This is a genomic window from Tigheibacillus halophilus, assembly GCF_042683165.1.
Taxonomy (GTDB): domain Bacteria; phylum Bacillota; class Bacilli; order Bacillales; family Amphibacillaceae; genus Tigheibacillus; species Tigheibacillus halophilus.
Window position 1 is genome coordinate 604,100 of record NZ_JBHUIZ010000003.1, and the last position, 25,062, is coordinate 629,161.

Sequence of the window (25,062 nt, forward strand, 5' to 3'; positions counted from 1 at the left end):
AGTTAACTATATATTTTAGTTAGGAAAAGTAACTGGCAAGTAGTGTCTGTCGGACTAGCTGCATAAAGAGGTGATAACATGGAAGGACGTTTTATGACTGATACAGGAAAAGTCAGACACCATAACGAAGATGCAGGCGGTGTTTTTCGAAATGACTCCAGTCAGGTGCTGGTGCTTATAGCCGATGGTATGGGCGGCCATCAGGCAGGAGATGTGGCAAGCCAAATGACTGCCGATAGCATGCAAGAAAAGTGGCGGCATGTGTGCGTTAACTCTCCGGCCGAATCCGAAAAATGGCTCGGCTCCGTATTGAAAGAAATCAATCAGGATGTATTTGCATATTCTCTGGAGAATGAAGAATGCAGGGGTATGGGTACAACGATTGTTACAGCAGTCTGTTCAGAAGAATTTATCACGATTGGCCATGTCGGTGATAGCAGATGTTACTTATATGCTGACGGGAAATTGAACCAAATCACAGAAGATCATTCACTTGTCAATGAACTGGTCCGTTCTGGGGAAATCTCGAAGGAAGACGCCAAATACCATCCACGGAAAAATGTCGTGCTGAAGGCACTCGGGACTGAAAAGCTTGTTAAGCCTGATATCCAATCCATATATTGGAAAAAAGGCGATAAGCTCCTGCTCTGTTCTGATGGGCTGACAGATAAGATTGACGACGATGAAATGGAAACGTATTTCATGGAATTCGAATCGATAGACGCATTAGGGAAAAAATTGATTGATACGGCAAATGATCGAGGTGGAGAGGATAATATTTCGCTGGTCATCATGCATCATCAACAGGTGGAGGCGGGTGACAGTACATGCTGAATGGACGTATGCTCAATGAACGCTATCTGATCAAGGCAATGATTGGCGGAGGCGGGATGGCAGATGTGTATTTGGCTCGTGACACCATACTAGACAGAGATGTGGCAATCAAGGTGCTGCGAATGGAATTTGCTAATGACCAGGAATTCATTACAAGATTCGATCGGGAAGCACAAGCTGCAACAAGCTTATCACATCCCAATATTGTCAGTATTTATGATGTCGGAGAAGACGATGAAATGCCTTATATGGTGATGGAATATGTCGATGGCATGACCTTGAAGGAATACATACAACGTTTTGGCCCATTAGAGGTGTCTGAAGCAATCGATATTATGAAACAAATCACTGCAGCCATTACACAGGCGCATGAAAATGCAATTGTGCATCGTGATATCAAGCCGCAAAATATCATGATCAATAGTTATGGACAGATCAAGGTAACTGACTTCGGTATTGCAATCGCCCTCAGTGCAACGTCCTTGACCCAAACAAATTCCATACTTGGCTCCGTGCATTATCTTTCTCCAGAGCAAGCCAGAGGGGGCACTGCAACAAAAAAATCTGATATTTATTCACTCGGCATTGTTTTTTATGAATTGTTGACTGGAAAATTGCCTTTCTCCGGTCAATCGCCAATTGCAATCGCTTTGAAGCATTTGCAATCCGATACACCGTATGTCAGGAATTTCAATCCGAATATTCCCCAGAGTGTGGAAAATATCGTTTTAAAGGCGATGGCTAAAGACCCATTTCAGCGATTTCAGACGGTTTATGAAATGCAGGAGAGCCTCGAAACAGCGCTAAGCCCTGAAAGGGTCAACGAACCGAGATTCACTCCTCAGGAAGAAGCTGGTGAGGAGACAAAAGCAATACCGATCATTACGGATACGCATCCAGTAGATGAACATGATGATACCATCATTCATACACCTGATGAAGATACAAAACAGGCAAAAGGAAAAAAACAAGCTTCCAAACCGGAAAAAAAAGGTAAAAATAAAAAAAGCAACAGTAAACAAAAGAAGAAAAAGCGGAAGAAATGGCCGCTCATTTTGATTATTTTAATCGTATTGCTTGGTGCTGCTACAGCAGCAGCGTTTTTCGTCCCCGGGTTCATCAAGCCAAAAGATGTGATTATCCCTGATCTGTCTGGTCAAGAGTATGAAGATGCGGTAGATCATCTGAAAGAACTGAATTTATATGCGCAAAAAGAAAAAGTGTTTTCCGATGCAGTCGAGGAAGGACTTGTTGTGAAGTCCGACCCCCATCAGGGAAAAACGGTTAAAGAGAATGCCACTGTCACTGTTTTTGTCAGCCAAGGCAAGGAAAAAGAGGAAATGCCTGACTATGTCGGCAGGGATTATGATCAAGTGAAGGCGATTTTGGAAGATCATGAGTATGACGATGTGATAGCATATGAAAAGCATTCCGACCGTCCAAAAGGGGAAATCATCAGTCAGATACAACCCTCCGCCGGCTCTGAGGTCATACCAAGTGAGACAAAAGTGATTTTTGAAATCAGTATCGGCCCTGAATTGATCAGTTTGAACAATTTAAAAGGAATGACAGAGGATGAAGCGAAGAAATACTTGGATGATAATGATCTGAAAATGAATAAGATCGAGGAGCACTCAGAGAGTGTCGAGAAAGGTCAAGTAATCAAACAAAGTCCGGATAGTAATACAAATCTTGAAAAGGGTGAGACGGTGGACGTGTATATTTCCACTGGACCGGAGGAAAAACCACCCGCTTCTCATACCATTACATTTACTGTTCCCTATGATCCTGCTGATGAAGGAAATAAGGATGAACAGCAAGATGACGAGGAAGAAAAGGAAAAAACGAAACCACAAACCGTTAAAATATACGTTAAAGATGTGGACCATGATATTTCGGAAGTGTTTAAGGAAGATTCCATCACGAAAGATAAAGAATATACAATCACGCTGACGATCGCGCCTGATTCCGAAGGTGAGTATAAAGTGATGCGTGACGATGAGCTGATTATTGATAAAACAGTAGACTATAAAGAAGGTGAGTGAATGAAGGAAGGTCGAATCATCAAAGCGTTAAGCGGGTTCTACTATGTGAAAGCAGACGATGTCGTGTATCCTTGTAAAGGGAGAGGGTTATTTCGCAAGCAAAAAATCACCCCGCTCGTTGGAGATTTCGTCACATTTGATGAGCATGAGGCGTATATCACGGATATTGCCAAGCGTACCAATGAACTCGTCAGACCTCCAATTTCCAACATCACACAGGCAATCTTGGTAAGCTCGGCAACAATGCCTGATTTCAGCAGCCTGCTATTGGATCGCTTTCTTGTGTTGATTGAAGCGAAACAGATCAAACCGATCATTGTGATTACAAAAGTTGACCGAACCACAGAAGCTGAGCTGGCTCATTTAGGAGATATACAACAGCAGTATAGGAATATAGGCTATCAAGTCATCTTGTTTTCTGCGAAGGGTGAAAGAGACCCTGAAGCATTGAAGCCATATTTCAAAGATCAAGTCACTGTGATCGCTGGCCAGTCGGGGGTTGGCAAAACCTCTTTGCTTAACGCCCTGGAGCCTTCGTTGTTGTTGAAAACAGCGGATATATCCAAAAGTCTTGGCAGGGGAAAGCATACGACCAGACATGTAGAACTGCTTGAAATTGCAAACGGTTTGATAGCAGATACCCCTGGATTCAGTATGCTGGAATTCGGTGATATTTCTGCAGAAGTGTTGGCAGACAGCTTTCCAGAGTTCGAGGAACATCAAAGCAGTTGCAAGTTCCGCGGCTGTTTGCATTATAAAGAACCGAAATGCGCGGTGAAAGAGGCTGTTGCCACAGGAAAAATCGCGACATTTCGTTATGAACACTATATAAGCTTTTTAGAAGAAATCCAATCCAGAAAGCCGAGGTATTGAACAATGACAAAAATAGCTCCATCCGTGCTCTCAGCAGATTTTTCCAAACTTGCTACTGAAATAAAGGAAGCGGAAAACGGAGGCGCCGACTATATTCATATCGATGTCATGGATGGCCATTTTGTGCCAAATATCACAATAGGTCCGCTGATTGTGAATGCAATCAGACCAGTGACTGCCTTGCCGCTCGATGTTCATTTAATGATTGAAAAGCCAGATGACTATATCGCTGATTTTGTTAGAGCAGGAGCGGATATCATTACGGTCCACCAAGAAGCTTGCGTTCATTTGCATCGTACCATACAGCTGATCAAAAGCCATGGCGTGAAAGCAGGTGTGACCATCAATCCTGCAACACCTCCTGAAATGATTCGCGATATCCTTGCTGAGGTGGGTCTTGTGCTCATCATGTCAGTGAATCCTGGATTTGGCGGACAGCAATTTATTCCAGCTTCCATCGATAAAATTGCTCAAATCGCTTCTTGGAGGCAGGAAAAGGGTTTGCATTTTGAAATTGAAGTCGATGGGGGAGTCAATCAGGAAACTGCGGCACTTTGTATAGAGGCGGGTGCTGATGTATTGGTGGCGGGGAGTGCCGTATTCAACCAGCCGGATCGCAAACGAGCCATCCATGATCTACTGGCAGCAGGTGTAAATGAATGAAGGTAGGGATTGTTGCAAATGGCCCTGCGACACTTTTACCTGATCTTTCTTTGTATGACCAGATAGATGTGTGGATTGGTGCTGATCGTGGTGCATTCGTTTTGTTGGAAAAAGGCTTGGATGTAGATTATGCAGTTGGCGATTTTGATTCGATGGACAATGCAGAGAAAAAAGCGGTCAAAGAAAATGCGGGTATATTTAAAATATATCCTTCTGAAAAAGATGAGACAGATTTGGAATTGGCTATCTTGGAGGCGATGGAACTGAGGCCGGATACTGTCCTTCTATTCGGGGCAACAGGAGGCCGTATGGATCATACACTGGTCAACATACAAATTCTTGCCAGATTTGCAGAAAACGGGATTGCTGCCAAGCTCATTGACCGAACGAATACGATTGAGTTAGCACTTCCAGGTTCGCATACACTGACAAATGATCCGGAATATCCATATATTTCATTTATACCAATGACGCCAACAGTTACCGGATTGACCTTGCAGCATTTTTATTACCCACTGGAAAATGAAACGATTTCTTTCGGATCGACTTTATGTGTTTCGAACAAGCTTATCGCAAATAGTGGTACTTTTTCGATCGACGAAGGCATAGTATTAGTTATAAAGAGTCGTGATTGATGAGATAAAGCGGCTTGATTTATTCCTTTTTCGCCAATCGAGGAGGTCGAACTCATGAAATTTTATACGATTAAACTTCCCAGGTTCATAGGTGGGTTTGTACGGGTTGTGATCGGGATGTTCAAAAAAGAAAAATAAGCTTGCTGGACTTTTGTCAATGAACTGACAGAAGTCTTTTTTTGGCAAAAAAATACATGCTCTCCTCATCTTCAATTATCCACGGGCAACTATAAAAAATGTATATTAGCCATACCCATAGTTTTATCATATAGATAACAGCCCATTTCACATAGTTTGCCGCTATTAACGTAAACTGTGACGTGAATATCTTGAATATGATCCATTTTTCTTATTTAGTGATGGAGACAGGTGTATGTATTTCGTTTCGGCAGCATACTTCGCTTTCCACGGGCCCGGATACAGCCTCTTTGGACACGTGATGGGACTGCGATTACTCGTCCCGTTGAAAACCATTGTTCCCGCAGGAATCAACGTCACAAATTAGCATTGTCAGCGCATCGCAGTTTTGCATCAATTGCGGATTAACCTGAGGAAAGGAACAAAACCTAAAAGAATCAGCTTAAATGATCAAATGAAAAAAGCATCCAAATCATCTTGGATGCTCCATAACATTTCAAACCTGTATCAAACGCGTTCTACCTTGCCTGATTTCAGGGCGCGGGCAGAAACGTATACACGCTGTGGTTTACCATCTACCATGATGCGGACACGCTGCACATTCGCTTTCCATTTGCGCTTGCTGTAGTTCATCGCATGTGAACGTTGGTTGCCCGTACGAGTTTGACGTCCAGTTACAACACATCTTCTTGCCATGTTCGTACCTCCTACTCTGACAATATAAAATACCTCTATAAATTTATCATATGTAAACAAAGAATGCAATAGGTGGAACTTGTGCCTATAAAGAAAAAAGACTTGACAGAATAAAATTGTTCGTTCATTGTTATAAAAGGACCGCCTAGGTTTATCCCTCATTAGCAGGCTTGCTCTAGCTGCAATAAGGTTAAAAAGTAAAATAGTCTGTCGATCCATTTTGTTTGTGATTCGGTAACGAAAAAACCTATGCTGCATGAAGTTTCACTTATATTTATCCCAGGCTTCTTTTAAAATACATTTGCTTGTAGTAAAATAACGTTAAGATTTGCCATTGAAGGAGGATTATTCATGTCCATTGAACTCAATACGAACGACGGTCAAGTGACGATAACAAACGAGGTCATTGCTACAATTGCCGGCGGAGCAGCTGTGGAATGCTACGGTATAGTCGGCATGGCTTCAAAAAGCCAAATTCGCGATGGCATTGCTGAGATGTTAAAAAAAGAGAACTATTCACGCGGAGTGGTAGTCAGACAAGAAAATGACAGTCTTCATATCGATATGTATATTATCGTAAGTTATGGAACAAAAATTTCTGAAGTGGCCCACAATGTGCAATCCCAGGTAAAATATAACTTGAGCCATTCCCTAGGATTGGAAATTGACTCTGTCAATATTTACATACAAGGTGTTCGAGTTGCTAAAGATTAATCTGATTGCTCTTGTGTTAGAGGAGGAAGTAATGTGATTATAGAAAGATTAGAAGGAAGCGTATTCGCGAAAATGGTCCTGATGGGAGCGAACCATCTGACAAACCATGCAAAGCAAATCGACGCTTTGAATGTATTCCCTGTTCCGGATGGCGATACTGGTACGAACATGAACTTATCCATGACCTCTGGAGCTAACGAAGTAAAACAAACCGATGATGCCGTCCTTGGCGATGTTGCACAAGCCTTTTCCAAGGGGCTGCTTATGGGAGCCAGAGGTAACTCTGGCGTTATCCTGTCTCAGCTTTTCCGCGGCTTTGCCAAAAGCCTCGAGCATAAGGAAGCCGCAGCACCTGAGGAATTGGCGGAAGCTTTTGAAAACGGAGTGAAAACTGCATACAAAGCAGTTATGAAGCCGGTTGAAGGTACAATTCTCACTGTTGCCAAAGATGCTGCGAACAAGGCAGTCGAGGTTGCCAAACATGAAAAGGATATTGCTGCACTGATGGATGCTGTATTGAAGGAAGCTAAGGAGTCCTTGAAACGCACACCGGAACTTCTTTCGGTATTGAAGGAAGTCGGCGTGGTCGACTCGGGCGGACAAGGTTTGGTGACTATCTACGAAGGATTTGCTGCTGCCCTGAAAGGCAAGGAGCTTCCTGAAGCAGATGTTGTCAATGATATGGAAGAGTTGGTCAATGCTCAGCACCATCAGATTGCCCAGGATTTTATGGACACTTCCGAAATAGAATTTGGTTATTGCACAGAATTTATGGTGAAATTCGACGATCAGAAATTAAAGGATCATCCATTCGATGAAGAACAATTTCGCAATGAGTTGAGTGAACATGGAAATTCATTGCTTGTTGCTGCTGATGATGAAATTGCCAAAGTGCATATCCATGTAGAATATCCCGGTCAAGTACTGACAATCGGTCAGCAATATGGCAGCTTGATCAATATGAAAATTGAAAATATGCGTGAACAGCATACAGCAATTGTTGGTAAAAAAGAAGAGAAACAGCAACAGCCCCAAAAAAAGCAGCCTTATGGGATCGTTACTGTTGTGATGGGGCAAGGTGTCAAATCATTATTCGAAAGCCTAGGTGCAACGGTAGTTATAGAGGGTGGACAGACAATGAATCCAAGTACTCAAGATATCGCTGATGCAATCCAACAGGCCAATGCAGAAAAAGTCCTGATTCTCCCGAATAATAAAAATATCGTTATGGCTGCGCAGCAAGCGGCGGAATTGGCCGATGCCGAAGCAGCAGTAGTGGAAACGAAAACGATTCCTCAAGGAATCAGCGCTTTGCTTGCTTTCCACCCTGAACTTGCGTTGGCAGACAATAAGCAAGAGATGGAACAAGCAGGCCAACAGGTGAAGACCGGACAAGTTACGTATGCAGTCCGTGATACAAAAATTGATGGTGTCTCCATTGAAAAAGGCCATTTCATGGGGATTGAGGACGGAAAAATTACTTCGGCAAATCCCGATAAACTGGAAACAGTCGAGAAGCTGCTTCAATCCATGGTTACAGATGAAGATGAAATCTTGACAATTATTTATGGAGAAGACGTGGATAAGCAAGAGGTCGAAAAGCTTCAGTCGTATGTAGAAAAGCATTTTGAAGATATTGAATTGGAAATTCATGAAGGAAACCAGCCTATCTACGCTTATATTATTGCAGTTGAATGATCTTTGAAAAAAGTCCGCTTTCTTTAAGCGGGCTTTTTATTTGGCATCCGAAAATCATTATTCGCATGCCAATCCCTGCTGATTTTTGTTATAATTTATATGATTGAATAGAATGTCAAGGCGGTGTGGTTCATGAAATATAACTCTGTGTTCGATATTATAGGTCCTGTGATGGTTGGTCCATCCAGTTCCCATACAGCTGGTGCGGCCAGAATAGGCCTGGCTGCAAAGAATCTTTTTGGAAACGAAGTCAAGTGGGCGAGAATTCATCTTTACGGCTCGTTTGCTAAAACGTATCAAGGTCACGGCACGGATATGGCCTTGATTGGGGGTCTGCTCGGATTCGATACGGACGACACTCGTATGAGAAATGCCTTTCAAATAGCGAAAGAGCGGAATATGCAAATCGACTTCATCGAAGATGCTGCGAAAACGGAGCATCCGAATACAGCTAGGGTCATTATTGGCAATGATGACGAAAGCTTGGAACTGGTCGGGATATCCATTGGCGGCGGAAAAGTGGAAATTTGTGAGCTAAACGGCTTTGAACTAAGGCTTTCAGGAAATCATCCTGCCATTTTAATTATGCACAATGATCGTTACGGGGCTATTGCTTCTGTCACAAAGATCCTGGCCAAGTATGAAATCAATATCGGCCATATGGAAGTCAACCGTAAAGATATTGGCAAAGAAGCGTTGATGGTAATTGAAACAGATCAAAATGTTTCAGACGAATTGATGGATGAATTACAAAAAGCCGACCATATTATACGTATTTCGAAAATAGTCAGTTGACAAAATTAAAATTTTTGTTTTTTAAATAATGTTAAGTGACAATCAGATACGGCAAGGAAAGAAGTTATTGCAAAGGAGTTTTGGCGATGTTTCGGACAGTAGCGGAACTGGTTGAATTGGCGGATAGCCAAAAAATACCAGTTTCAGAAGTGATGATTCTTCAGGAAATGGATGTGAAGAATAAATCCCGTGAAATGGTCTTCTCTGATATGGAAAATAATCTTCAGGTGATGGAGAATGCTATCGAAGAGAGTCTGAAAGGAGTTCAGTCTGTTACAGGGCTGACGGGCGGAGATGCTGTATTGATTCAAAAATATATGAAAGAAAAAACGCCATTATCAGGTAACTTGTTGATGGATGCTGTAAGCAAGGCTATGGGAACCAACGAGGTCAATGCAGCTATGGGCATGATTTGTGCAACCCCGACAGCAGGGAGCGCAGGATGTGTCCCTGGCACGTTATTTGCGGTGAAAAACCAACTGCATCCTACAAGAGAGCAGATGGTTCGCTATCTTTTCACCGCTGGAGCTTTCGGGTTCGTAGTAGCCAATAACGCCTTTATTTCCGGTGCCGCGGGTGGCTGTCAGGCAGAAGTGGGTTCTGCTTCGGCAATGGCCGCTGCGGCGATTGTTGAGATGGCTGGAGGGACCCCGCAACAGTCTGCAGATGCATTTGCAATGACGTTGAAAAATATGCTGGGACTTGTGTGTGATCCGGTGGCTGGACTTGTTGAAGTTCCATGTGTTAAAAGGAATGCAGGCGGAGCTTCACTTGCGATTGTATCCGCTGATATGGCGCTTGCTGGTGTGAAAAGCCGCATACCTTGTGATGAAGTGATCGGGGCCATGTACCGGATTGGCAAAACGATGCCGTCAGCGTTAAGGGAAACAGGAGAAGGCGGCCTAGCCGCAACACCGACCGGCAGGGAATTAAGAGAAAAGATATTCGGAAGCCCGGTAATGAAAGAGTGATGAATTTTGATAAATGATCCTGTGACAAGCTTGCAGGGAATTGGAGAAAAGTTCGCGGAAGATTTGGCGTCGATGAAGATATTCACGGTTTCAGATCTCCTGAACTATTTCCCGTCCCGTTACGATATACACGAAATAAAGCCGATTGCTGAATTGATTCACGATGATAAAGTAACCATTGAGGGAAGGGTAATCAGCCAGCCTTCTCTTTCTTTTTATGGAAAAAGGAAATCCAGACTCGTGTTTCAGGTGGAGGTGGAACAAGTTGCGGTGAAAGCTGTGATGTTTAACCGCTCTTTTGCCAAAAAACAATTGCAGCAAGATGATGTGGTCACGTTGACCGGTAAATGGGATGCGCACCGACTGCAGATTACTGTCAGTCAATACCATAAAGGTACTGCGGATAAGGACACCGAAATACAGCCGGTTTATCCGCTGAAAGGAAATGTCTCTAATATCCGTTTGAAAAAGGCTATTGCTCATGCAATTTCTGCTTGTTCGACGGAAATAGAAGAAATATTGCCTGAATCATATCTAACGTCATACAAGTTGCCGGCACGATCGCAGGCTGTTAAAATAATGCATTTTCCTGAATCGAAAGTAGCATTGAAGCATGCCCGCAGGAGGTTCATTTATGAAGAATTTTTGTTATTTCAACTAAAAATGCTGCAATTAAGAAAGCGTAAGAGAGAAGCTACACAAGGGAATAGACAGGAATTTGACCATCATAAAATCAAGACTTTCATTGCCTCCTTGCCTTTTTCGCTCACTGCCGCACAACAAAAAGTGCTTGAACAGATTCTGAAGGACATGGCCTCTCCATACCGTATGAACAGACTGCTGCAAGGAGATGTCGGTTCTGGAAAAACAGTTGTGGCTGCTATTGGTTTATATGCGAGCATCACTGCGGGGAAGCAAGGAGCGCTGATGGTGCCAACGGAAATATTGGCTGAGCAGCACATGCAATCCTTAGAAAATTTTTTCGGTGACAGAATCAAAATTGCTTTACTGACAGGCTCGGTCAAAGGAAAGAAACGCCAGCTGATATTGGAAAAATTACAAAAGCAAGAGGTAGATCTTGTGATTGGGACACATGCGCTGATACAGGATGACGTACAATTCAAAAATCTTGGATTGGTCATTGTGGACGAGCAGCATCGTTTTGGTGTAGAGCAAAGGAGAGTATTGCGCCATAAAGGTCTACACCCCGATGTGTTGTTTATGACTGCAACACCGATTCCCCGTACACTTGCTATCACGGCATTTGGTGACATGGATGTCTCCGCAATTGATGAAATGCCTGCCGGTAGAAAAGAAATCGAAACGTACTGGGTAAGGGAAAATGTATTAGAACGAGTTTTGGATTTTATTGCTCAAAGAGTTAGTGAAGGAGAACAGGCTTATGTGATTTGTCCGTTGATTGAGGAATCGGACAAGCTGGATATCCAGGATGCGGTCGAACTTTATCAGCAGCTACAGGCATACTATGGCGATAACATCCAAATTGGATTAATGCATGGCAGACTCCCTTCTGTAGAAAAAGAGAAGGTTATGCAGGATTTTGCGAATAATACATTGCAAGTACTTGTATCTACGACAGTGGTGGAGGTGGGAGTGAATGTTCCTAACGCAACGGTCATGGTGATTTATGATGCGGAAAGATTTGGTCTTGCCCAATTGCATCAGCTTCGTGGCCGAGTGGGGCGTGGAAACCGCCAAAGCTATTGTGTATTGATAGCAGAGCCGAAAAATGAGGTTGGCAAAGAAAGAATGCGGATCATGACAGAAACTAATAATGGTTTCGCACTAGCTGAAGAAGATCTGCAGCTGCGCGGGCCGGGGGATTTTTTTGGCAGTAAGCAAAGCGGGATGCCCGAATTCAAAGTTGCTGATATGCTGCATGATTATCGCGCTTTGGAAACAGCCCGAAAAGATGCACAGGAAATCCTGGAAAAAAATCTGCTTTCAACACCAGAATATCGAACAATTTTGTTATATTTGGAAAAAGAAGGTGTCTTCACTATAAAGCTGGACTAACCAGTTTACAAAAGGGGAAACTGCTAATCTTACTTGCCAAAATTCACAAGCTATTATATATTACTATTAGTACCAAGTCATAATACTTGGAGAGTATGGATTCATAATGTGGATGGTGCTTTCATGAGACAACCTAAAATGAAAAGACAAAAATTTTTAAGGGAAACCATTGACCGGATGCCATTCATTACAGACGAAGCTTTGGCAAAAAAATTCGGCGTCAGCATTCAGACGATTCGTTTGGATAGGATGGAGCTGGCAATTCCGGAGCTTAGGGAACGAATTAAAACGGTGGCGACTTCTCAGTGGAATGAAACCATGCGAACCCTTGCTCCTGAAGATGTTATTGGCGAAATCATCGATTTGGATCTGGGTGAAAGAGCGATTTCAATTCTCGATATCAAACCGGAGCATATTTTCACGCAAAAAAATATTGCCAGAGGCCATCATTTGTTTGGTCAGGCGAATTCGCTCGCTGTTGCAGTGATTGACGATGAACTTGCCTTGACAGCAAAATCAAACGTAAAATTCACACGCCAGGTAAAGCAGGGAGAACGTGTTGTCGCAAAAGCGAAGGTGCAAGGTGAAAACGATAAGAAACTGACGGTGGTGCAGGTTGAGAGTTTCGTTGAAAAAGAAATCGTATTTACTGGAAAGTTTTATATGTACCATGATAAGGAAGTATACTAATTGGATACTTGCCATTATATTGCCGGTGTAAAAGGAGAAATATATCATGAAAATAGCAATTGACGCCATGGGAGGGGACAATGCTCCGCGAGAAATAGTACAAGGTGTCATGGACGCGGTAGCTGAGCTGCAGGATTTACAGATCACGCTTGTTGGTGATGAAAAACAAATCAGGCCATTGCTTACCAGTGCTCAAAGCATAGACATATTACATACAGAAGAAATGATAACAGCAGAAGATGAACCTGTCCGTGCTGTGCGCAAAAAGAAAAATGCTTCTATGGTGCTAATGGCAAAAGAAGTGAAAGAAGGAAGAGCCGATGCTTGTATATCTGCAGGCAATACGGGTGCACTGATGAGTGCGGGATTATTTGTTGTCGGCAGAATTTCCGGTATTGACCGGCCGGCACTCAGTCCGACTTTACCAACTTTGGATGGGAAAGGATTCTTGTTGCTTGATGTCGGAGCAAATGTGGATGCCAAGCCGCATCATTTAGTGCAATATGCATTAATGGGAGCCATATATGCAGAAAAAGTGCGTGCTATTCAAAATCCCACCGTCGGACTTTTGAATATTGGCACCGAAGATGGAAAAGGGAACGATCTTACTAAAAAAGTTTTTGAAAAACTGCAGCAGGCACCAGTGAATTTCGTTGGCAATGTAGAAGCGAGGGAAATCCTGAACGGCGCAGCTGATGTCGTTGTTACTGATGGTTTCAGCGGGAACATCGCTTTAAAAACGATCGAAGGTACAGCGATGACAATGTTTTCAATGTTAAAAGAGGTATTCATGTCTTCGATGAAAACAAAATTGGCTGCTGGAATGATGAAAAGCAATTTGAAAGAGTTAAAGAACAAACTTGACTATTCAGAGTATGGCGGAGCAGGATTGTTCGGCCTGGATGCGCCGGTGGTGAAGGCACACGGGTCTTCAAATGCCAGAGCAATCGTTAATGCGGTCAAACAAACGTATCACATGGCGAATTTGCAGGTGACTGAAACAATCAGACAGAGAATTGCTGCCTTGAATGAGGAAGAAAACGGAGGGGAATGACATATGAAAAAATTGGCCTTCATGTTTCCTGGACAGGGATCGCAAACAGTCGGCATGGGCAAGGAAGTACACGATCAATATGAATCTGTCCAAGCAATGTACGAACAAGCGAACAAAGTGCTGGACAAAGATATCCGAGGTTTGATGTTCGAAGGACCGAAAGAAACATTGACAGAAACAGAAAATACACAGCCAGCACTATTGCTTACAAGTACCGTGATGTATTCTTTGCTCCAGGAAGCAGGTGTCACACCGGATATGGTTGTTGGGCACAGTCTTGGGGAATATAGCGCATTAGTGGCAGGCGGATCACTGACATTGGAAACTGCTTTGCCACTAGTTGCTGCAAGAGGGAAATTGATGGAGCAGGCTTTTCCAAAAGGACAGGGAACTATGGCAGCAGTCTTAGGACTTGAGCAAACTGCTGTAGAAGCAGTACTGGCTGAAATCCAGAATGAAGTAGTGGATATTGCCAATTTGAACTGTCCTGGCCAAATAGTCATTTCAGGCTCTGAACAAGGTGTCAAGCAAGCTAGCGCGATGCTGAAGGATAAAGGTGCAAAAAGAGTGCTTCCACTTAACGTAAGCGGTCCGTTCCACTCGCGCTTGATGAAAGCGGCCAATGATGAGTTTGCTGCATACCTGCATAAGGTCGAAATAAATGATGCAAGAATACCTGTTTATGCGAACGTCACTGCAAAGCCTGTCAAACACAGCGAAGAAATCAAAGAGTTGCTATTGAAACAATTATATTCTCCTGTGCGGTTTGAAGAATCAGTTAGAAACATGCTTGAGCAGGGGGTTGATGCTTTCGTTGAAGTTGGTACAGGGAAAGTGCTTTCGGGACTTGTAAAGAAAATATCCCGTGAGGTTGATATTTTCGCCGTGCAAGATCTTTCGTCTTTAGAAAAATTTCTTTCATGGTATAAGGAGGCAAGGTAAATGCTAGCAGGTAAAACAGCGCTCGTGACAGGAGCTTCCAGGGGAATTGGCAGAGCGATCGCTTTGGAACTAGCGGAACAAGGTGCTAATATTGTAGTGAACTACTCCGGCAGTGAGCAAAAAGCTGGGGAGGTTGTTGAGGCAATTGAAAAGCTTGGTGTCAAAGCAATAAAATATCAGGCGAATGTAGCTAAAGAAGAAGATGTAAAATCCATGATGAAGGAAACCGTTAAAACATTTGGCAGTCTGGACATTTTGATTAACAATGCCGGCATCACAAAAGATAACTTGCTTATGAGGATGAAAGAATCCGAATTTGATGACGTGATTCAGACAAATCTGAAGGGAGCTTTCCTTTGTGTGAAGGCTGCTACAAGGCAAATGATGAAGCAACGTGATGGAAGAATTGTCAATGTGGCATCGGTTGTCGGTATAAGCGGAAATCCAGGCCAGGCAAATTATGTAGCGGCTAAGGCGGGGCTGATCGGTCTAACAAAAACGGCTGCAAAAGAACTGGCAGCCAGGAATATCCGCGTGAATGCTGTTGCACCAGGATTTATTTCTACCGACATGACAGATGCGCTCACAGAAGAGCAGCGGGAAGCTATGCTGCAGCTTATTCCGTTGGCCAGGCTTGGAAAACCCGAAGATATTGCAAAAACAATTCGTTTTCTTGTCTCGGATGACGCAGCCTATATAACTGGGCAAACAATCACTGTTGATGGCGGGATGATAATGTAACTATTTGGCAGTGTCAGAATTGAATATGAGTTACAAAATGCTTATACTACTTGAAGGGAGGTGAAAGAAACATGGCAGACGTATTTGACCGCGTAAAAGAAATTATCGTTGATAAACTTGAAGTGGACGAGTCAAAAGTGACAATGGAAGCATCTTTTAAAGAAGATCTTGAAGCTGATTCACTTGATGTCGTTGAACTTGTAATGGAATTGGAAGATGAATTCGATATGGAAATTGCGGATGAACAAGCAGAAAAAATTAATACTGTTGGTGATGCAGTGAACTACATAAACAGCCAACAATAGTTTTTTTCTTCGCAGGTTTCATTCAAAAATAATATCACTTTTAAAGTCTCGCATGATGCGGGACTTTTAAGTATATGATAAGAATGGCCAAGCCCTCTGCTCACTCATAAATTTGTGCAAACGCTGACGGTCATGGTCGAATGCCTTCTTTTTCAATGTGGACAAGAACGGAGGTGTCGAGTTGAATATAAAAAAATTGGAAGAACAATTGGGGATCGAATTCCGTGATCATCAATTAATAACACAAGCTTTTACACATTCATCTTATGTGAATGAGCATCGCAAAGAGCGATTTTCTGATAATGAACGATTGGAATTCCTTGGTGATGCCGTATTGGAATTGGGCGTGTCCCAATTCATTTACAAAAATAATATGCAAATGCCCGAGGGAGAAATGACGAAACTGCGTGCAGCTATTGTCTGTGAACCTTCCTTGTATGCTTTTGCTAAAGAATTGCACTTTGAGCAATATATCCTTTTAGGAAAAGGTGAAGAGCAGACAGGTGGCAGGACTCGTCCGGCATTGCTTGCAGATGTTTTTGAATCCTTCCTTGGTGCTTTGTATCTTGATCAAGGATACGAAACGGCCTTACAATTTTTAGTAACATATGTTTTTCCTAAAATCAGTAGTGGTGCTTTTTCTCATGGGATGGATTTTAAGAGCAAGTTACAAGAACTCATTCAACAACATAAGGATCAATCCATTCTTTATCAAATTGTGGAAGAAAAAGGTCCTTCTCATAATAAGGAGTTTGTCGCACATGTCTTAATGAATGGGAAACAATTATATGGCGCAGGAAGCGGCCGGACAAAAAAAGAAGCTGAACAAAATGCTGCGAGAAACGCGATAGACAGGCTGATGGATAATGATACCAAGCGTTGAAAAGCAACATCTTACGTTCCAACCTTTGCTAACTGGCTACAGGAAATATTTCTGTTGAATGAGAATAATATGATGATATCCAAAAAGACTGTTATTCAGTTGCATAAGAATAACAGTCTTTTTGTCAGTGAATCAAATATGATGGGCAGACGCGGTATGACCGGCAATTATCTTATGTGGTTTTTAAACTTTTTTCATCTGTCCTGCTTTTACTTTTATCTGCGGACAGCTCGCAGCTCATCCAGAAAGGCCTGTGTTTCGGAAGCACTCAATGAGCCTTTTTGTATGACCATATCATACATGAATTTCAATTCTTCGTATTTTTCGAGATCGTAATCCTCCGGCTGCATGATAGTGCGGTTGACAACTTGCAGCTTTTCTGCAAGCTCGGATAATATGTACGAAAGATTAGCGTTTGTAGCTTCTTCCAGATTCATGGAGACACCTCATTGTCAGTTTAGGAAACTTTATTTGATAACTTCTTTTGTACCCATCTTTATGATAAAATAAATGCGTTCAAATTCCAACTATTTATTCGTGAAATGTTTTCGTAAACAATAGATTTATTAAATTCAGGATTTGACTGAAGGAGAATGTTTATGTTCCTGAAAAAATTGGAAAGCGTCGGCTTCAAGTCATTCGCTGAAAGAATAGATGTCGCATTCGTACCGGGGGTGACCGCGGTTGTGGGCCCTAATGGCAGTGGTAAAAGTAACATAACAGACGCAATACGCTGGGTTCTCGGCGAACAGTCTGCCAAGTCATTGCGCGGCTCCAAAATGGAAGACATTATTTTTCAAGGCAGCGACAGCCGGAAAAAACTGAATGTCGCAGAGGTGACGCTGCTGCTTGATAATACAGAAAATCATCTTCCAATCGATTACGATGAGGTAAGTGTAACAAGAAGGGTTTACAGGTCAGGTGAGAGTGAATTTTACATCAATAAACAAGTATGCCGCCTGAAGGATATTGTAGATTTATTTATGGATTCCGGTTTGGGAAGAGAAGCTTTTTCTATTATCAGTCAAGGGAAAGTGGAAGAGATATTAAGCTCTAAAGCAGTTGAAAGAAGAGCTATTTTTGAAGAGGCAGCGGGTGTGCTGAAGTACAAGCAGCGAAAAAAGAAGGCTGAATTCAAGCTGGCTGAAACGAAAGAAAACTTGAATCGCGTAGAAGATATTATGCATGAAATTAATAACCAGATCGAGCCATTGGAAGAACAAGCTGAAAAAGCGGAGAAGTACTTGACGTACAAGGCTGATTTAAAAGAAAAAGAAGTATCATTGCTTGTTACGATCATTGACAAGCTCCATGGAAAATATGAAGCGCTGAAAAATGAAATCGAACAGGAAAAACTGGAAGAAATAGAGATGCAGACAAGCATCCAGCAAAAGCAAGCGCAATTGGAGAAGTCAAGGCAGGATGTCCAGCGTCAAGACGAACAAATCGAACAGGTGCAATCGCAATTGGTTGAGACAATCCAGACACTGGAACATTTTTCCGGAAAAAAACAAGTTTTAAAAGAGCGAATCAAACATTTTGCTGAGAACAAAGAAAAACTGGACAAACAAAAAAATGACATATCGAATCGAATAGAACAAACAAGCACGCTTTTGCAAAGGGATAAAAAGAAATTACGTGCACTTAAAACTTCCCGCAAAGAAACATCAGCCAGACTCCAAGAGCTGGAAGAAACCATGTCACTCAAAGAAGAAAAGCTTGCTGAACAAATTGATGACCTGAAGTCGCAGTATATTGAATACCTGAATGAACAAGCTGCGAAACATAATGAACAGCAGACAATCAAACAGCAGCAAGGCCAGATTTCCCGTAAAAAAGAGAGACAGACAGGACAATTTCAACATTTGCTGGAACAGAGAAAGACGTTGCGCGATGAGCACAAGCGTGCTGCCGATAAACTTGATGAAACAAAGAGAGTCTACGAAAATGCTGAAAAACAAATGGAACAGCTCAAAAAAGAAGTTTCCAAAGAGCAACAAGCATTTCGTGATGGACAGACAAAGTTATATCAAGGTTATCGGTATATTGAGAATTTGAAATCAAAAAAAGAAATGCTGGAGGAGATGAAAGAAGACTTCCAGGGTTTTTTCCATGGCGTAAAAGCAGTGCTGCAGGCAAATCAAAAGGGACAGTTGCAACAGATTTATGGTGCTATCATTGAGTTACTGGATGTAGACAAACAATATATTACGGCAATTGATACTGTACTGGGCGGCTCAAGTCAGCATATCGTGGTTGAAAATGACCAGTCCGCGCGTGAGGCCATTGCATGGCTGAAAAAAACGAACAGTGGACGGGCAACATTTTTACCTCTATCATCTATCCAAGCGAGGTCCATCCCTGCAGCTCTAAAAGCTCGGATACAGGAACATGAAGGATTTGTGGGAATCGCAGCGGAGCTTGTACATGCAGATGCTAAATACAAAAAAGCCATTCACCATTTGATGGGACATGTAGTTATTACCAAAACGCTCAAAGATGCTAACGAAATCGCACAGATTGTCGAACGCAGATACCGCATCGTCACATTAGCAGGTGATGTCGTTAATCCGGGCGGATCCATGTCAGGCGGAGCACAAAAAAGAAAAGCGAATTCCTTATTCACAAGAGAAAAAGACCTGCAGGAAATAACCGCTACACTTGGTGATTATGAACAAAAAGCGGCACAATTGGAGCTTTCGCTTCAGAAGAAAAAGCAAAAAATAGCTGTGAAAGAACAAGAACTTGGAACAGTGGAAACCTCCATTTATAAAAGTTATCAGAAATACCAGGAGGCAAGAACTGCTGTGAAAGAATTGGCGTCACAATTGGATTACCTGGCCAATAGTTTAGCGATTTTTGATCAAGAGGAGCAGCAATATATCGAGGATAGCAGTGAGCTTCAAACACGTGAACAGCAATTGGAAACTGATTTGGAACAGTTGAAAGTGAAGCTCACTAGTGTACAAGCAGAAATTGATGAACTTACAGCTAAGCAGAAGAAAATAAATGCAAATCAGGAAAAAGTACAATCTGAATATTATGAGACTAAAATCTTATTGGCAGAGCAGGATGAACGGATTAAAAATCAGCAGGAAAAGAACAACCAGCTTCGGACGGAGCTTGACGAATTGGAAAAACAGCATCTGCAGACTGCAAATGAACTTGACGAATTGATAGAAATGAAAAAAGCTGATGATCATTCCGAAAAAATGTCTGAATCCATCAAACAAAAACAAGCGGAAAAAGAAATGCTGACGAAAAATATTCAGGAATTACGTCAAAAACGAAGTGACTATGGTAAATGGATAGCTGGTCAAGATCGGGAATTAAAAGAGGAAAATAAGGCTCATACGGTGAGAGTAAAGGAAATACAGCAAAAAGAAGTCGTCGCCAATCGTTTGGATGTTGAACTGGAAAATCATCTATCCCAACTTTCCGCAGAGTATACTTTAACATATGAAAAAGCGAAGAAAACATATGAAAAAGTGGCGGATACATCTGAAACAGAATCAATTGTAAAGCAAATCAAAGCGGCACTGGCTGATCTGGGGACAGTGAATCTTGGAGCAATAGATGAATTCAAACGTATTTCTGAAAGGAAAGCGTTTCTCAGTGTCCAACAAAACGATTTAGTGCAGGCTTCGGCTACACTCCACGAAGTGATTACAGAAATGGACGCGGAAATGGAAGCGATGTTCGGGGAAACCTTTGCTAAAATCAAAGCAGAGTTCGAAATAGTGTTCAAAGAATTATTTGCAGGCGGGCATGCAGAATTGAAATTGACAGATGCAAAGAATCTCTTGGAAACAGGAGTCGATATCATTGCACAGCCACCAGGGAAAAAACTGCAGCATCTTAGCCTGCTTTCAGGGGGCGAACGGGCATTGACTGCCATTGCGCTGCTGTTTGCAATTCTTCGTGTCCGGCCTGTTCCGTTTTGTGTATTGGATGAGGTGGAAGCTGCATTGGATGAAGCCAATGTTGTCCGTTTCGCGAAATATATTAAGAAATACAGCAGTAATACACAGTTCATCGTTATTACTCACCGTAAGGGCACAATGGAAGAAGCAGATGTACTTTATGGTGTAACGATGCAGGAATCTGGCGTTTCTCGGCTTGTTTCTGTCCGGCTGGAAGAAACAAAAGAATTGGTTTCGATGTAAAGTGGTATTGACGAGCTGGTACACACATGCTGAAATGGATATAGGATACAGATAAGCAAAACTATAGGTGACTTCTGTCGTAGTTTTTAATTAACTTTTGAATTCTTTTCCAAGCCAAACCGGAAAATTTTCACTGAAAAAGTTAAGTGATATAACCTTGAAAGGGATGAAGTATATGGGATTTCTCGACAAAATCAGGAATAAATTCAAACAGACCGAAGGGGAAGCGGTCACTGAAAAATATGAAAAGGGGATGGAAAAGACACGCAAAACTTTTTCAGGAAAAATCAATGATTTGATTGCTCGCTACCGGAAAGTGGATGAAGATTTTTTTGAGGAACTGGAAGAAGTACTCATTTCTGCTGACGTAGGGGTCACTACCGTGATGGATCTAATCGATGAATTAGAAATGGAAGTGAAACGGCAGAATATCAAAGATACGATAGAAATGAAAGAAGTCATATCTGAGAAACTTGTTGATATCTATTATGGAGAAGACGAAGAAACGATAGAAAACTTGCAAATCAAAGAAGATGGCTTGTCTGTCATTTTGGTGGTAGGTGTAAATGGTGTGGGTAAAACAACATCTATCGGGAAATTAGCACATCAATTAAAACAGCAAGGAAAAAATGTTGTTTTGGCAGCGGGGGACACTTTTCGTGCCGGAGCAATCGAGCAGTTGGAGATTTGGGGACAAAGGGCTGGTGTTCCGGTCATCAAACAAAGTGAGGGCAGTGATCCTGCAGCTGTCATCTATGATGGTATCAAGGCTGCGAAATCCAGAAGTGCAGATGTTTTAATCTGTGATACAGCAGGACGTCTGCAAAACAAAGTGAATCTCATGAATGAGCTGTCTAAGGTGAATAGGGTTATTCAAAGAGAAGTACCCGGCGCCCCTCATGAAGTGTTGTTGGTGCTTGATGCAACTACGGGGCAAAATGCACTAAGCCAGGCAAAACTCTTTTCAGAGGCTGCGGATGTCAGCGGTATAGTCCTGACAAAGCTTGATGGGACTGCAAAAGGCGGTATCGTTTTGGCAATCAGACACGAACTGGATATCCCTGTGAAGTACGTTGGTCTAGGCGAACAAGTCGAAGATTTACAGGAGTTTGATGCACATGCGTTTGTATATGGGCTGTTTTCTGACCTTCTGGAAAATGAACCGGGGCAAGATGAAGATGCATAAAGAATGAGTACTTGACAATAAGCGTAAATTTTCAGTATGATATTTGTAAAGGATTATGCCTTAACAAGGACTGAAGCTTATGTTGGATAAGACAAATAGAATGAACTTTTTATTGGATTTTTACCAGGACTTATTGACTGGTAAACAACGGAATTATATGGAAATGTATTATTTGGAGGATTATTCTCTTGGAGAAATCTCTGAACTGCACCACGTTTCCCGGCAGGCGGTTTATGATAATATCAAACGAACAGAATCGATGCTAGAGAACTATGAGGAAAAACTGCATCTGTACGAAAAATTTTCAAAGCGCGCTGGAATCATCGAACAGATGGAAACAGTGATCGCTGCAAATGACTATCAAGGGCTGGAATCATATATAGCCCAGCTTAAAGATATGGATTAGGAGGACAACTTTCATGGCATTTGAAGGATTGGCCGACCGTTTGCAAGGCGTAATCAAAAAAGTGACGGGCAAGGGAAAGGTATCTGAGCAAGATGTCAAGGAAATGACCAGGGAAGTTCGACTGGCATTACTTGAAGCGGATGTCAATTTCAAAGTTGTCAAGGATTTGGTCAAACGCATTAAAGAACGGGCTATCGGTCAAGAAGTGATGGAAAGTCTGACACCGGGCCAGCAGGTCATCAAGGTTGTCAAAGAGGAATTAACAGAGCTGATGGGCGGAGAGCAAAGTAAAATTAAAGCTGCTGACCGGCCGCCAACAGTCATTATGATGGTTGGTCTTCAAGGGGCAGGAAAAACGACGACTACCGGCAAATTGGCCAATCTGTTGCGAAAAAAATATAACAAGACTCCGTTACTTGTCGCATGTGATGTATATCGTCCTGCTGCAATCAACCAATTGGAGACACTTGGCAAGCAATTGCAAATGCCTGTATTTTCTATGGGCACGGATGTGAACCCGGTGGAAATCGCCCAACATGCGATTGAGAAAGCAAAAGAAGACCATAATGACTATGTGATCGTCGATACAGCCGGTCGCTTGCATGTAGACAGTAACCTGATGGATGAACTGCATCAGATGAAAGCAGTGGTAAAACCAGATGAAATCTTTCTAGTGGTTGATGCCATGACGGGTCAAGATGCGGTTAACGTCGCTGAAAGTTTCAATCAGCAACTCGATATCACTGGAGTCATCCTGACAAAACTCGATGGGGACACACGCGGCGGGGCAGCTTTGTCCATTAAAGCGGTAACAGACAAACCTATAAAATTTGCAGGGATGGGTGAAAAGCTGGATCAGCTGGAGGCTTTCCATCCAGAGAGAATGGCTTCAAGGATTCTTGGAATGGGTGACATGTTAAGCCTGATTGAAAAGGCTCAGACAAATGTGGATGAAAAACAAGCCAAGGAATTGGAAGAAAAAATGCGTACCATGTCTTTCACCTTTGACGATTTTCTGGAACAAATGGGGCAAGTGAAAAAAATGGGACCGTTGGAAGATCTGCTTGGCATGATCCCTGGAGCTGGGAAAATGAAGGGACTGAAAAATGTCCAAGTTGATGAGAAGCAGCTGGGGCACGTGGAAGCCATTGTGCAATCCATGACCAAGGAAGAAAGGGTCAAGCCGGAAATCATGAATGCAGGGCGTAAAAAGCGAATCGCTAAAGGTTCCGGTACTTCTGTTTCTCAAGTGAACCGATTGCTGAAACAATTTGATGAAATGAAAAAAATGATGAAGCAAATGACCAATATGCAAAAAGGGAAAAAAGGCAAAGGATTTAAATTTCCTTTTATGTAATGTAAAAACACTTTACAGACATTCATGTTTCTGATACAATTTAAAACTGTGTAAAACATATTTATGGAGGTGTAATGAAATGGCAGTTAAAATCCGCTTGAAACGTATGGGTTCCAAGAGAAACCCATTTTACCGCATTGTTGTAGCTGACTCCCGTTCTCCTAGAGATGGACGCTCTATCGAACAAATCGGAACTTATAATCCCGTAGTTAACCCGGTTGAAGTTAAAATAGATGAGGATAAAGCATTACAATGGATGACAAACGGTGCAAAACCAAGTGACACGGTACGCAACTTGTTTTCCAAGCAAGGCATCATGAAGAAATTCCACGACCAAAAAAACCAAAAGTGAGGTAGTGTGATATCATGAGAGCCCTTATTGAATCAATTGTATTGCCATTGGTAGATCATCCTGAGGAAGTTGTTATCAACGAAACAGAGGAACAGAGTAAAGTGGTTTTTCACCTTACTGTTCATCAGGACGATGTAGGTAAAGTAATTGGTAAAAATGGGCGTATTGCCAAAGCGATTCGCACACTGATTCATGCAGCGAATAAAGATGACGCTGAAAAACGAATTTATTTGGATATTATGTGAAGGGGAGGGTGCGGGTTCACCTTCCCTTTTTTTCACAGCAAAGCTTTTTCACCGTGGTTGACTGCTGGTAGAGAATGTTTTTTCTTTGTTGCACAAAAATGATTGGAATCTCTGTACGCACCGACAAGGGGTGTGTCGGCGTAGGGTGTATATCCCGCCTTTAGTCGGCCATCCATTACTTGCATGCACGAGTCCTGTCAGTTAAAAAAATACAGTTTCTACATTGCGTGTGAGGTGGATACGCTTGAATATTATCAAAAAAGTTTTGGTCAAGCAGATTATTACGGATAACAGTAAACGAAAATTGAAAAGAGATTTCCATGAACAGATATTGCGGCTTGAACAAGAGTGCCAACAATTGCTTTTTGAACAAAGAAAATTGCAAAATAAAGCAGGGACTTCAAAGCAGGAAATAAATGCCAGGTTTCAGCAGGAAATACGCAAGCGGAAGGAAAAAATGAAACTCGTCGATTTTAAAATTGAACAGCTTGATATGCTGGAAACCGGCAGTGAAATCACTGAAACGGAAGTTGATGCTCTTGTTGAAGTCAAACCTGGGACCGACTGGAACAAAGTGATGGCAAGCTCTGCAATTATCGTCAAGGATGATGTCGTTATCCGAATCGATGAATGATA

The 25,062-nt window shown here is 42.3% G+C and carries 27 protein-coding genes; 24 read left to right on the forward strand and 3 right to left on the reverse strand.

The genetic code is table 11. From position 1 onward, the window contains the following. The first annotated feature begins 78 nt into the window (after positions 1 to 78). From ACFSMW_RS03525 to spoVM, 6 genes are read left to right on the forward strand one after another with little or no spacing between them, the layout of a single operon-like run. A complete protein-coding gene (locus ACFSMW_RS03525) occupies positions 79 to 834 on the forward strand; it encodes a Stp1/IreP family PP2C-type Ser/Thr phosphatase (protein ID WP_390353059.1) in 756 nt (251 codons plus the stop codon). Beyond that, the gene (gene pknB / locus ACFSMW_RS03530; RefSeq protein WP_390353061.1) at positions 828 to 2,879 is read left to right on the forward strand and encodes a Stk1 family PASTA domain-containing Ser/Thr kinase; all 2,052 of its coding nucleotides are present in this window, start codon (positions 828 to 830) and stop codon (positions 2,877 to 2,879) included. The genes ACFSMW_RS03525 and pknB overlap by 7 nt, the downstream gene beginning before the upstream one ends. After that, positions 2,880 to 3,752, forward strand: coding sequence for a ribosome small subunit-dependent GTPase A (rsgA, locus tag ACFSMW_RS03535; RefSeq protein WP_390353063.1), 873 nt, complete (start codon positions 2,880 to 2,882; stop codon positions 3,750 to 3,752). Positions 3,753 to 3,755: 3 nt separating this feature from the next. Next, positions 3,756 to 4,415 carry a ribulose-phosphate 3-epimerase gene (gene rpe, locus ACFSMW_RS03540; RefSeq protein WP_390353065.1) on the forward strand — a complete coding sequence of 220 codons (660 nt, stop codon included), beginning with the start codon at positions 3,756 to 3,758 and terminating at the stop codon, positions 4,413 to 4,415. Beyond that, positions 4,412 to 5,050 (forward strand): thiamine diphosphokinase, encoded by a 639-nt coding sequence (locus ACFSMW_RS03545; protein ID WP_390353067.1) that lies wholly within the window; start codon positions 4,412 to 4,414, stop codon positions 5,048 to 5,050. Before rpe ends, ACFSMW_RS03545 begins: the two co-directional genes overlap by 4 nt. Before the next feature lie 54 nt (positions 5,051 to 5,104). Next, entirely contained in the window at positions 5,105 to 5,188 is an 84-nt protein-coding gene (gene spoVM / locus ACFSMW_RS03550) for a stage V sporulation protein SpoVM (protein ID WP_306065499.1), read from the forward strand. A gap of 507 nt (positions 5,189 to 5,695) precedes the next feature. On the opposite strand, the gene rpmB is transcribed toward spoVM, so the two are convergent. Beyond that, the gene (rpmB, locus tag ACFSMW_RS03555; RefSeq protein WP_390353069.1) at positions 5,696 to 5,884 is read right to left on the reverse strand and encodes a 50S ribosomal protein L28; all 189 of its coding nucleotides are present in this window, start codon (positions 5,882 to 5,884) and stop codon (positions 5,696 to 5,698) included. A gap of 351 nt (positions 5,885 to 6,235) precedes the next feature. On the opposite strand from rpmB, the gene ACFSMW_RS03560 reads away from it, so the two are divergent. The 11 genes from ACFSMW_RS03560 (at position 6,236) to rnc (ending at position 16,714) form a co-directional block, all read left to right on the forward strand. After that, positions 6,236 to 6,598 carry an Asp23/Gls24 family envelope stress response protein gene (locus ACFSMW_RS03560; protein WP_390353071.1) on the forward strand — a complete coding sequence of 121 codons (363 nt, stop codon included), beginning with the start codon at positions 6,236 to 6,238 and terminating at the stop codon, positions 6,596 to 6,598. A 33-nt stretch (positions 6,599 to 6,631) separates the two neighbouring features. After that, complete coding sequence (locus ACFSMW_RS03565; protein WP_390353073.1) at positions 6,632 to 8,296, forward strand: DAK2 domain-containing protein; 1,665 nt, start codon at positions 6,632 to 6,634, stop codon at positions 8,294 to 8,296. Positions 8,297 to 8,428: 132 nt separating this feature from the next. Further along, positions 8,429 to 9,091 carry an L-serine ammonia-lyase, iron-sulfur-dependent subunit beta gene (gene sdaAB / locus ACFSMW_RS03570; protein WP_390353075.1) on the forward strand — a complete coding sequence of 221 codons (663 nt, stop codon included), beginning with the start codon at positions 8,429 to 8,431 and terminating at the stop codon, positions 9,089 to 9,091. 86 nt (positions 9,092 to 9,177) lie between these two features. Continuing rightward, complete coding sequence (gene sdaAA / locus ACFSMW_RS03575) at positions 9,178 to 10,062, forward strand: L-serine ammonia-lyase, iron-sulfur-dependent, subunit alpha (protein WP_390353077.1); 885 nt, start codon at positions 9,178 to 9,180, stop codon at positions 10,060 to 10,062. Between the two features lie 6 nt (positions 10,063 to 10,068). Beyond that, positions 10,069 to 12,099, forward strand: a complete 2,031-nt coding sequence (recG, locus tag ACFSMW_RS03580; protein WP_390353079.1) for an ATP-dependent DNA helicase RecG — start codon at positions 10,069 to 10,071, stop codon at positions 12,097 to 12,099. A gap of 123 nt (positions 12,100 to 12,222) precedes the next feature. Further along, positions 12,223 to 12,789: a transcription factor FapR gene (gene fapR, locus ACFSMW_RS03585; RefSeq protein ID WP_390353081.1), complete on the forward strand. Its 567-nt coding sequence runs from the start codon at positions 12,223 to 12,225 to the stop codon at positions 12,787 to 12,789. 46 nt (positions 12,790 to 12,835) lie between these two features. Then, a complete protein-coding gene (plsX, locus tag ACFSMW_RS03590) occupies positions 12,836 to 13,843 on the forward strand; it encodes a phosphate acyltransferase PlsX (RefSeq protein WP_390353083.1) in 1,008 nt (335 codons plus the stop codon). A 3-nt stretch (positions 13,844 to 13,846) separates the two neighbouring features. Further along, entirely contained in the window at positions 13,847 to 14,785 is a 939-nt protein-coding gene (fabD, locus tag ACFSMW_RS03595; protein WP_390353085.1) for an ACP S-malonyltransferase, read from the forward strand. Beyond that, positions 14,786 to 15,526 (forward strand): 3-oxoacyl-[acyl-carrier-protein] reductase, encoded by a 741-nt coding sequence (gene fabG / locus ACFSMW_RS03600; RefSeq protein ID WP_390353087.1) that lies wholly within the window; start codon positions 14,786 to 14,788, stop codon positions 15,524 to 15,526. 71 nt (positions 15,527 to 15,597) lie between these two features. Further along, positions 15,598 to 15,831, forward strand: coding sequence for an acyl carrier protein (acpP, locus tag ACFSMW_RS03605; RefSeq protein WP_390353089.1), 234 nt, complete (start codon positions 15,598 to 15,600; stop codon positions 15,829 to 15,831). A 181-nt stretch (positions 15,832 to 16,012) separates the two neighbouring features. Then, complete coding sequence (gene rnc / locus ACFSMW_RS03610; RefSeq protein ID WP_390353091.1) at positions 16,013 to 16,714, forward strand: ribonuclease III; 702 nt, start codon at positions 16,013 to 16,015, stop codon at positions 16,712 to 16,714. A 215-nt stretch (positions 16,715 to 16,929) separates the two neighbouring features. On the opposite strand, the gene ACFSMW_RS03615 is transcribed toward rnc, so the two are convergent. Continuing rightward, on the reverse strand, positions 16,930 to 17,151 hold the full coding sequence (locus ACFSMW_RS03615; protein ID WP_390353093.1) for a DUF1128 domain-containing protein: 222 nt from the start codon (positions 17,149 to 17,151) through the stop codon (positions 16,930 to 16,932). 162 nt (positions 17,152 to 17,313) lie between these two features. On the opposite strand from ACFSMW_RS03615, the gene smc reads away from it, so the two are divergent. The 6 genes from smc to ACFSMW_RS03645 all read left to right on the forward strand — a co-directional run bounded on the left by smc (position 17,314) and on the right by ACFSMW_RS03645 (position 24,426). Continuing rightward, positions 17,314 to 20,880 carry a chromosome segregation protein SMC gene (gene smc / locus ACFSMW_RS03620; protein WP_390353095.1) on the forward strand — a complete coding sequence of 1,189 codons (3,567 nt, stop codon included), beginning with the start codon at positions 17,314 to 17,316 and terminating at the stop codon, positions 20,878 to 20,880. A 175-nt stretch (positions 20,881 to 21,055) separates the two neighbouring features. After that, a complete protein-coding gene (gene ftsY, locus ACFSMW_RS03625; protein ID WP_390353097.1) occupies positions 21,056 to 22,066 on the forward strand; it encodes a signal recognition particle-docking protein FtsY in 1,011 nt (336 codons plus the stop codon). A gap of 79 nt (positions 22,067 to 22,145) precedes the next feature. Beyond that, complete coding sequence (locus ACFSMW_RS03630) at positions 22,146 to 22,472, forward strand: putative DNA-binding protein (protein ID WP_390353099.1); 327 nt, start codon at positions 22,146 to 22,148, stop codon at positions 22,470 to 22,472. Positions 22,473 to 22,485: 13 nt separating this feature from the next. Next, on the forward strand, positions 22,486 to 23,829 hold the full coding sequence (ffh, locus tag ACFSMW_RS03635; protein ID WP_390353101.1) for a signal recognition particle protein: 1,344 nt from the start codon (positions 22,486 to 22,488) through the stop codon (positions 23,827 to 23,829). Positions 23,830 to 23,908: 79 nt separating this feature from the next. Then, entirely contained in the window at positions 23,909 to 24,181 is a 273-nt protein-coding gene (rpsP, locus tag ACFSMW_RS03640; protein WP_390353103.1) for a 30S ribosomal protein S16, read from the forward strand. 14 nt (positions 24,182 to 24,195) lie between these two features. Continuing rightward, the gene (locus ACFSMW_RS03645; RefSeq protein WP_390353105.1) at positions 24,196 to 24,426 is read left to right on the forward strand and encodes a KH domain-containing protein; all 231 of its coding nucleotides are present in this window, start codon (positions 24,196 to 24,198) and stop codon (positions 24,424 to 24,426) included. A 32-nt stretch (positions 24,427 to 24,458) separates the two neighbouring features. On the opposite strand, the gene ACFSMW_RS03650 is transcribed toward ACFSMW_RS03645, so the two are convergent. Next, entirely contained in the window at positions 24,459 to 24,611 is a 153-nt protein-coding gene (locus tag ACFSMW_RS03650; protein WP_390353107.1) for a hypothetical protein, read from the reverse strand. Between the two features lie 59 nt (positions 24,612 to 24,670). Between ACFSMW_RS03650 and ACFSMW_RS03655 the strand changes: the two genes are divergently transcribed. Next, entirely contained in the window at positions 24,671 to 25,060 is a 390-nt protein-coding gene (locus ACFSMW_RS03655) for a YlqD family protein (protein WP_390353109.1), read from the forward strand. Positions 25,061 to 25,062 lie beyond the last annotated feature (2 nt).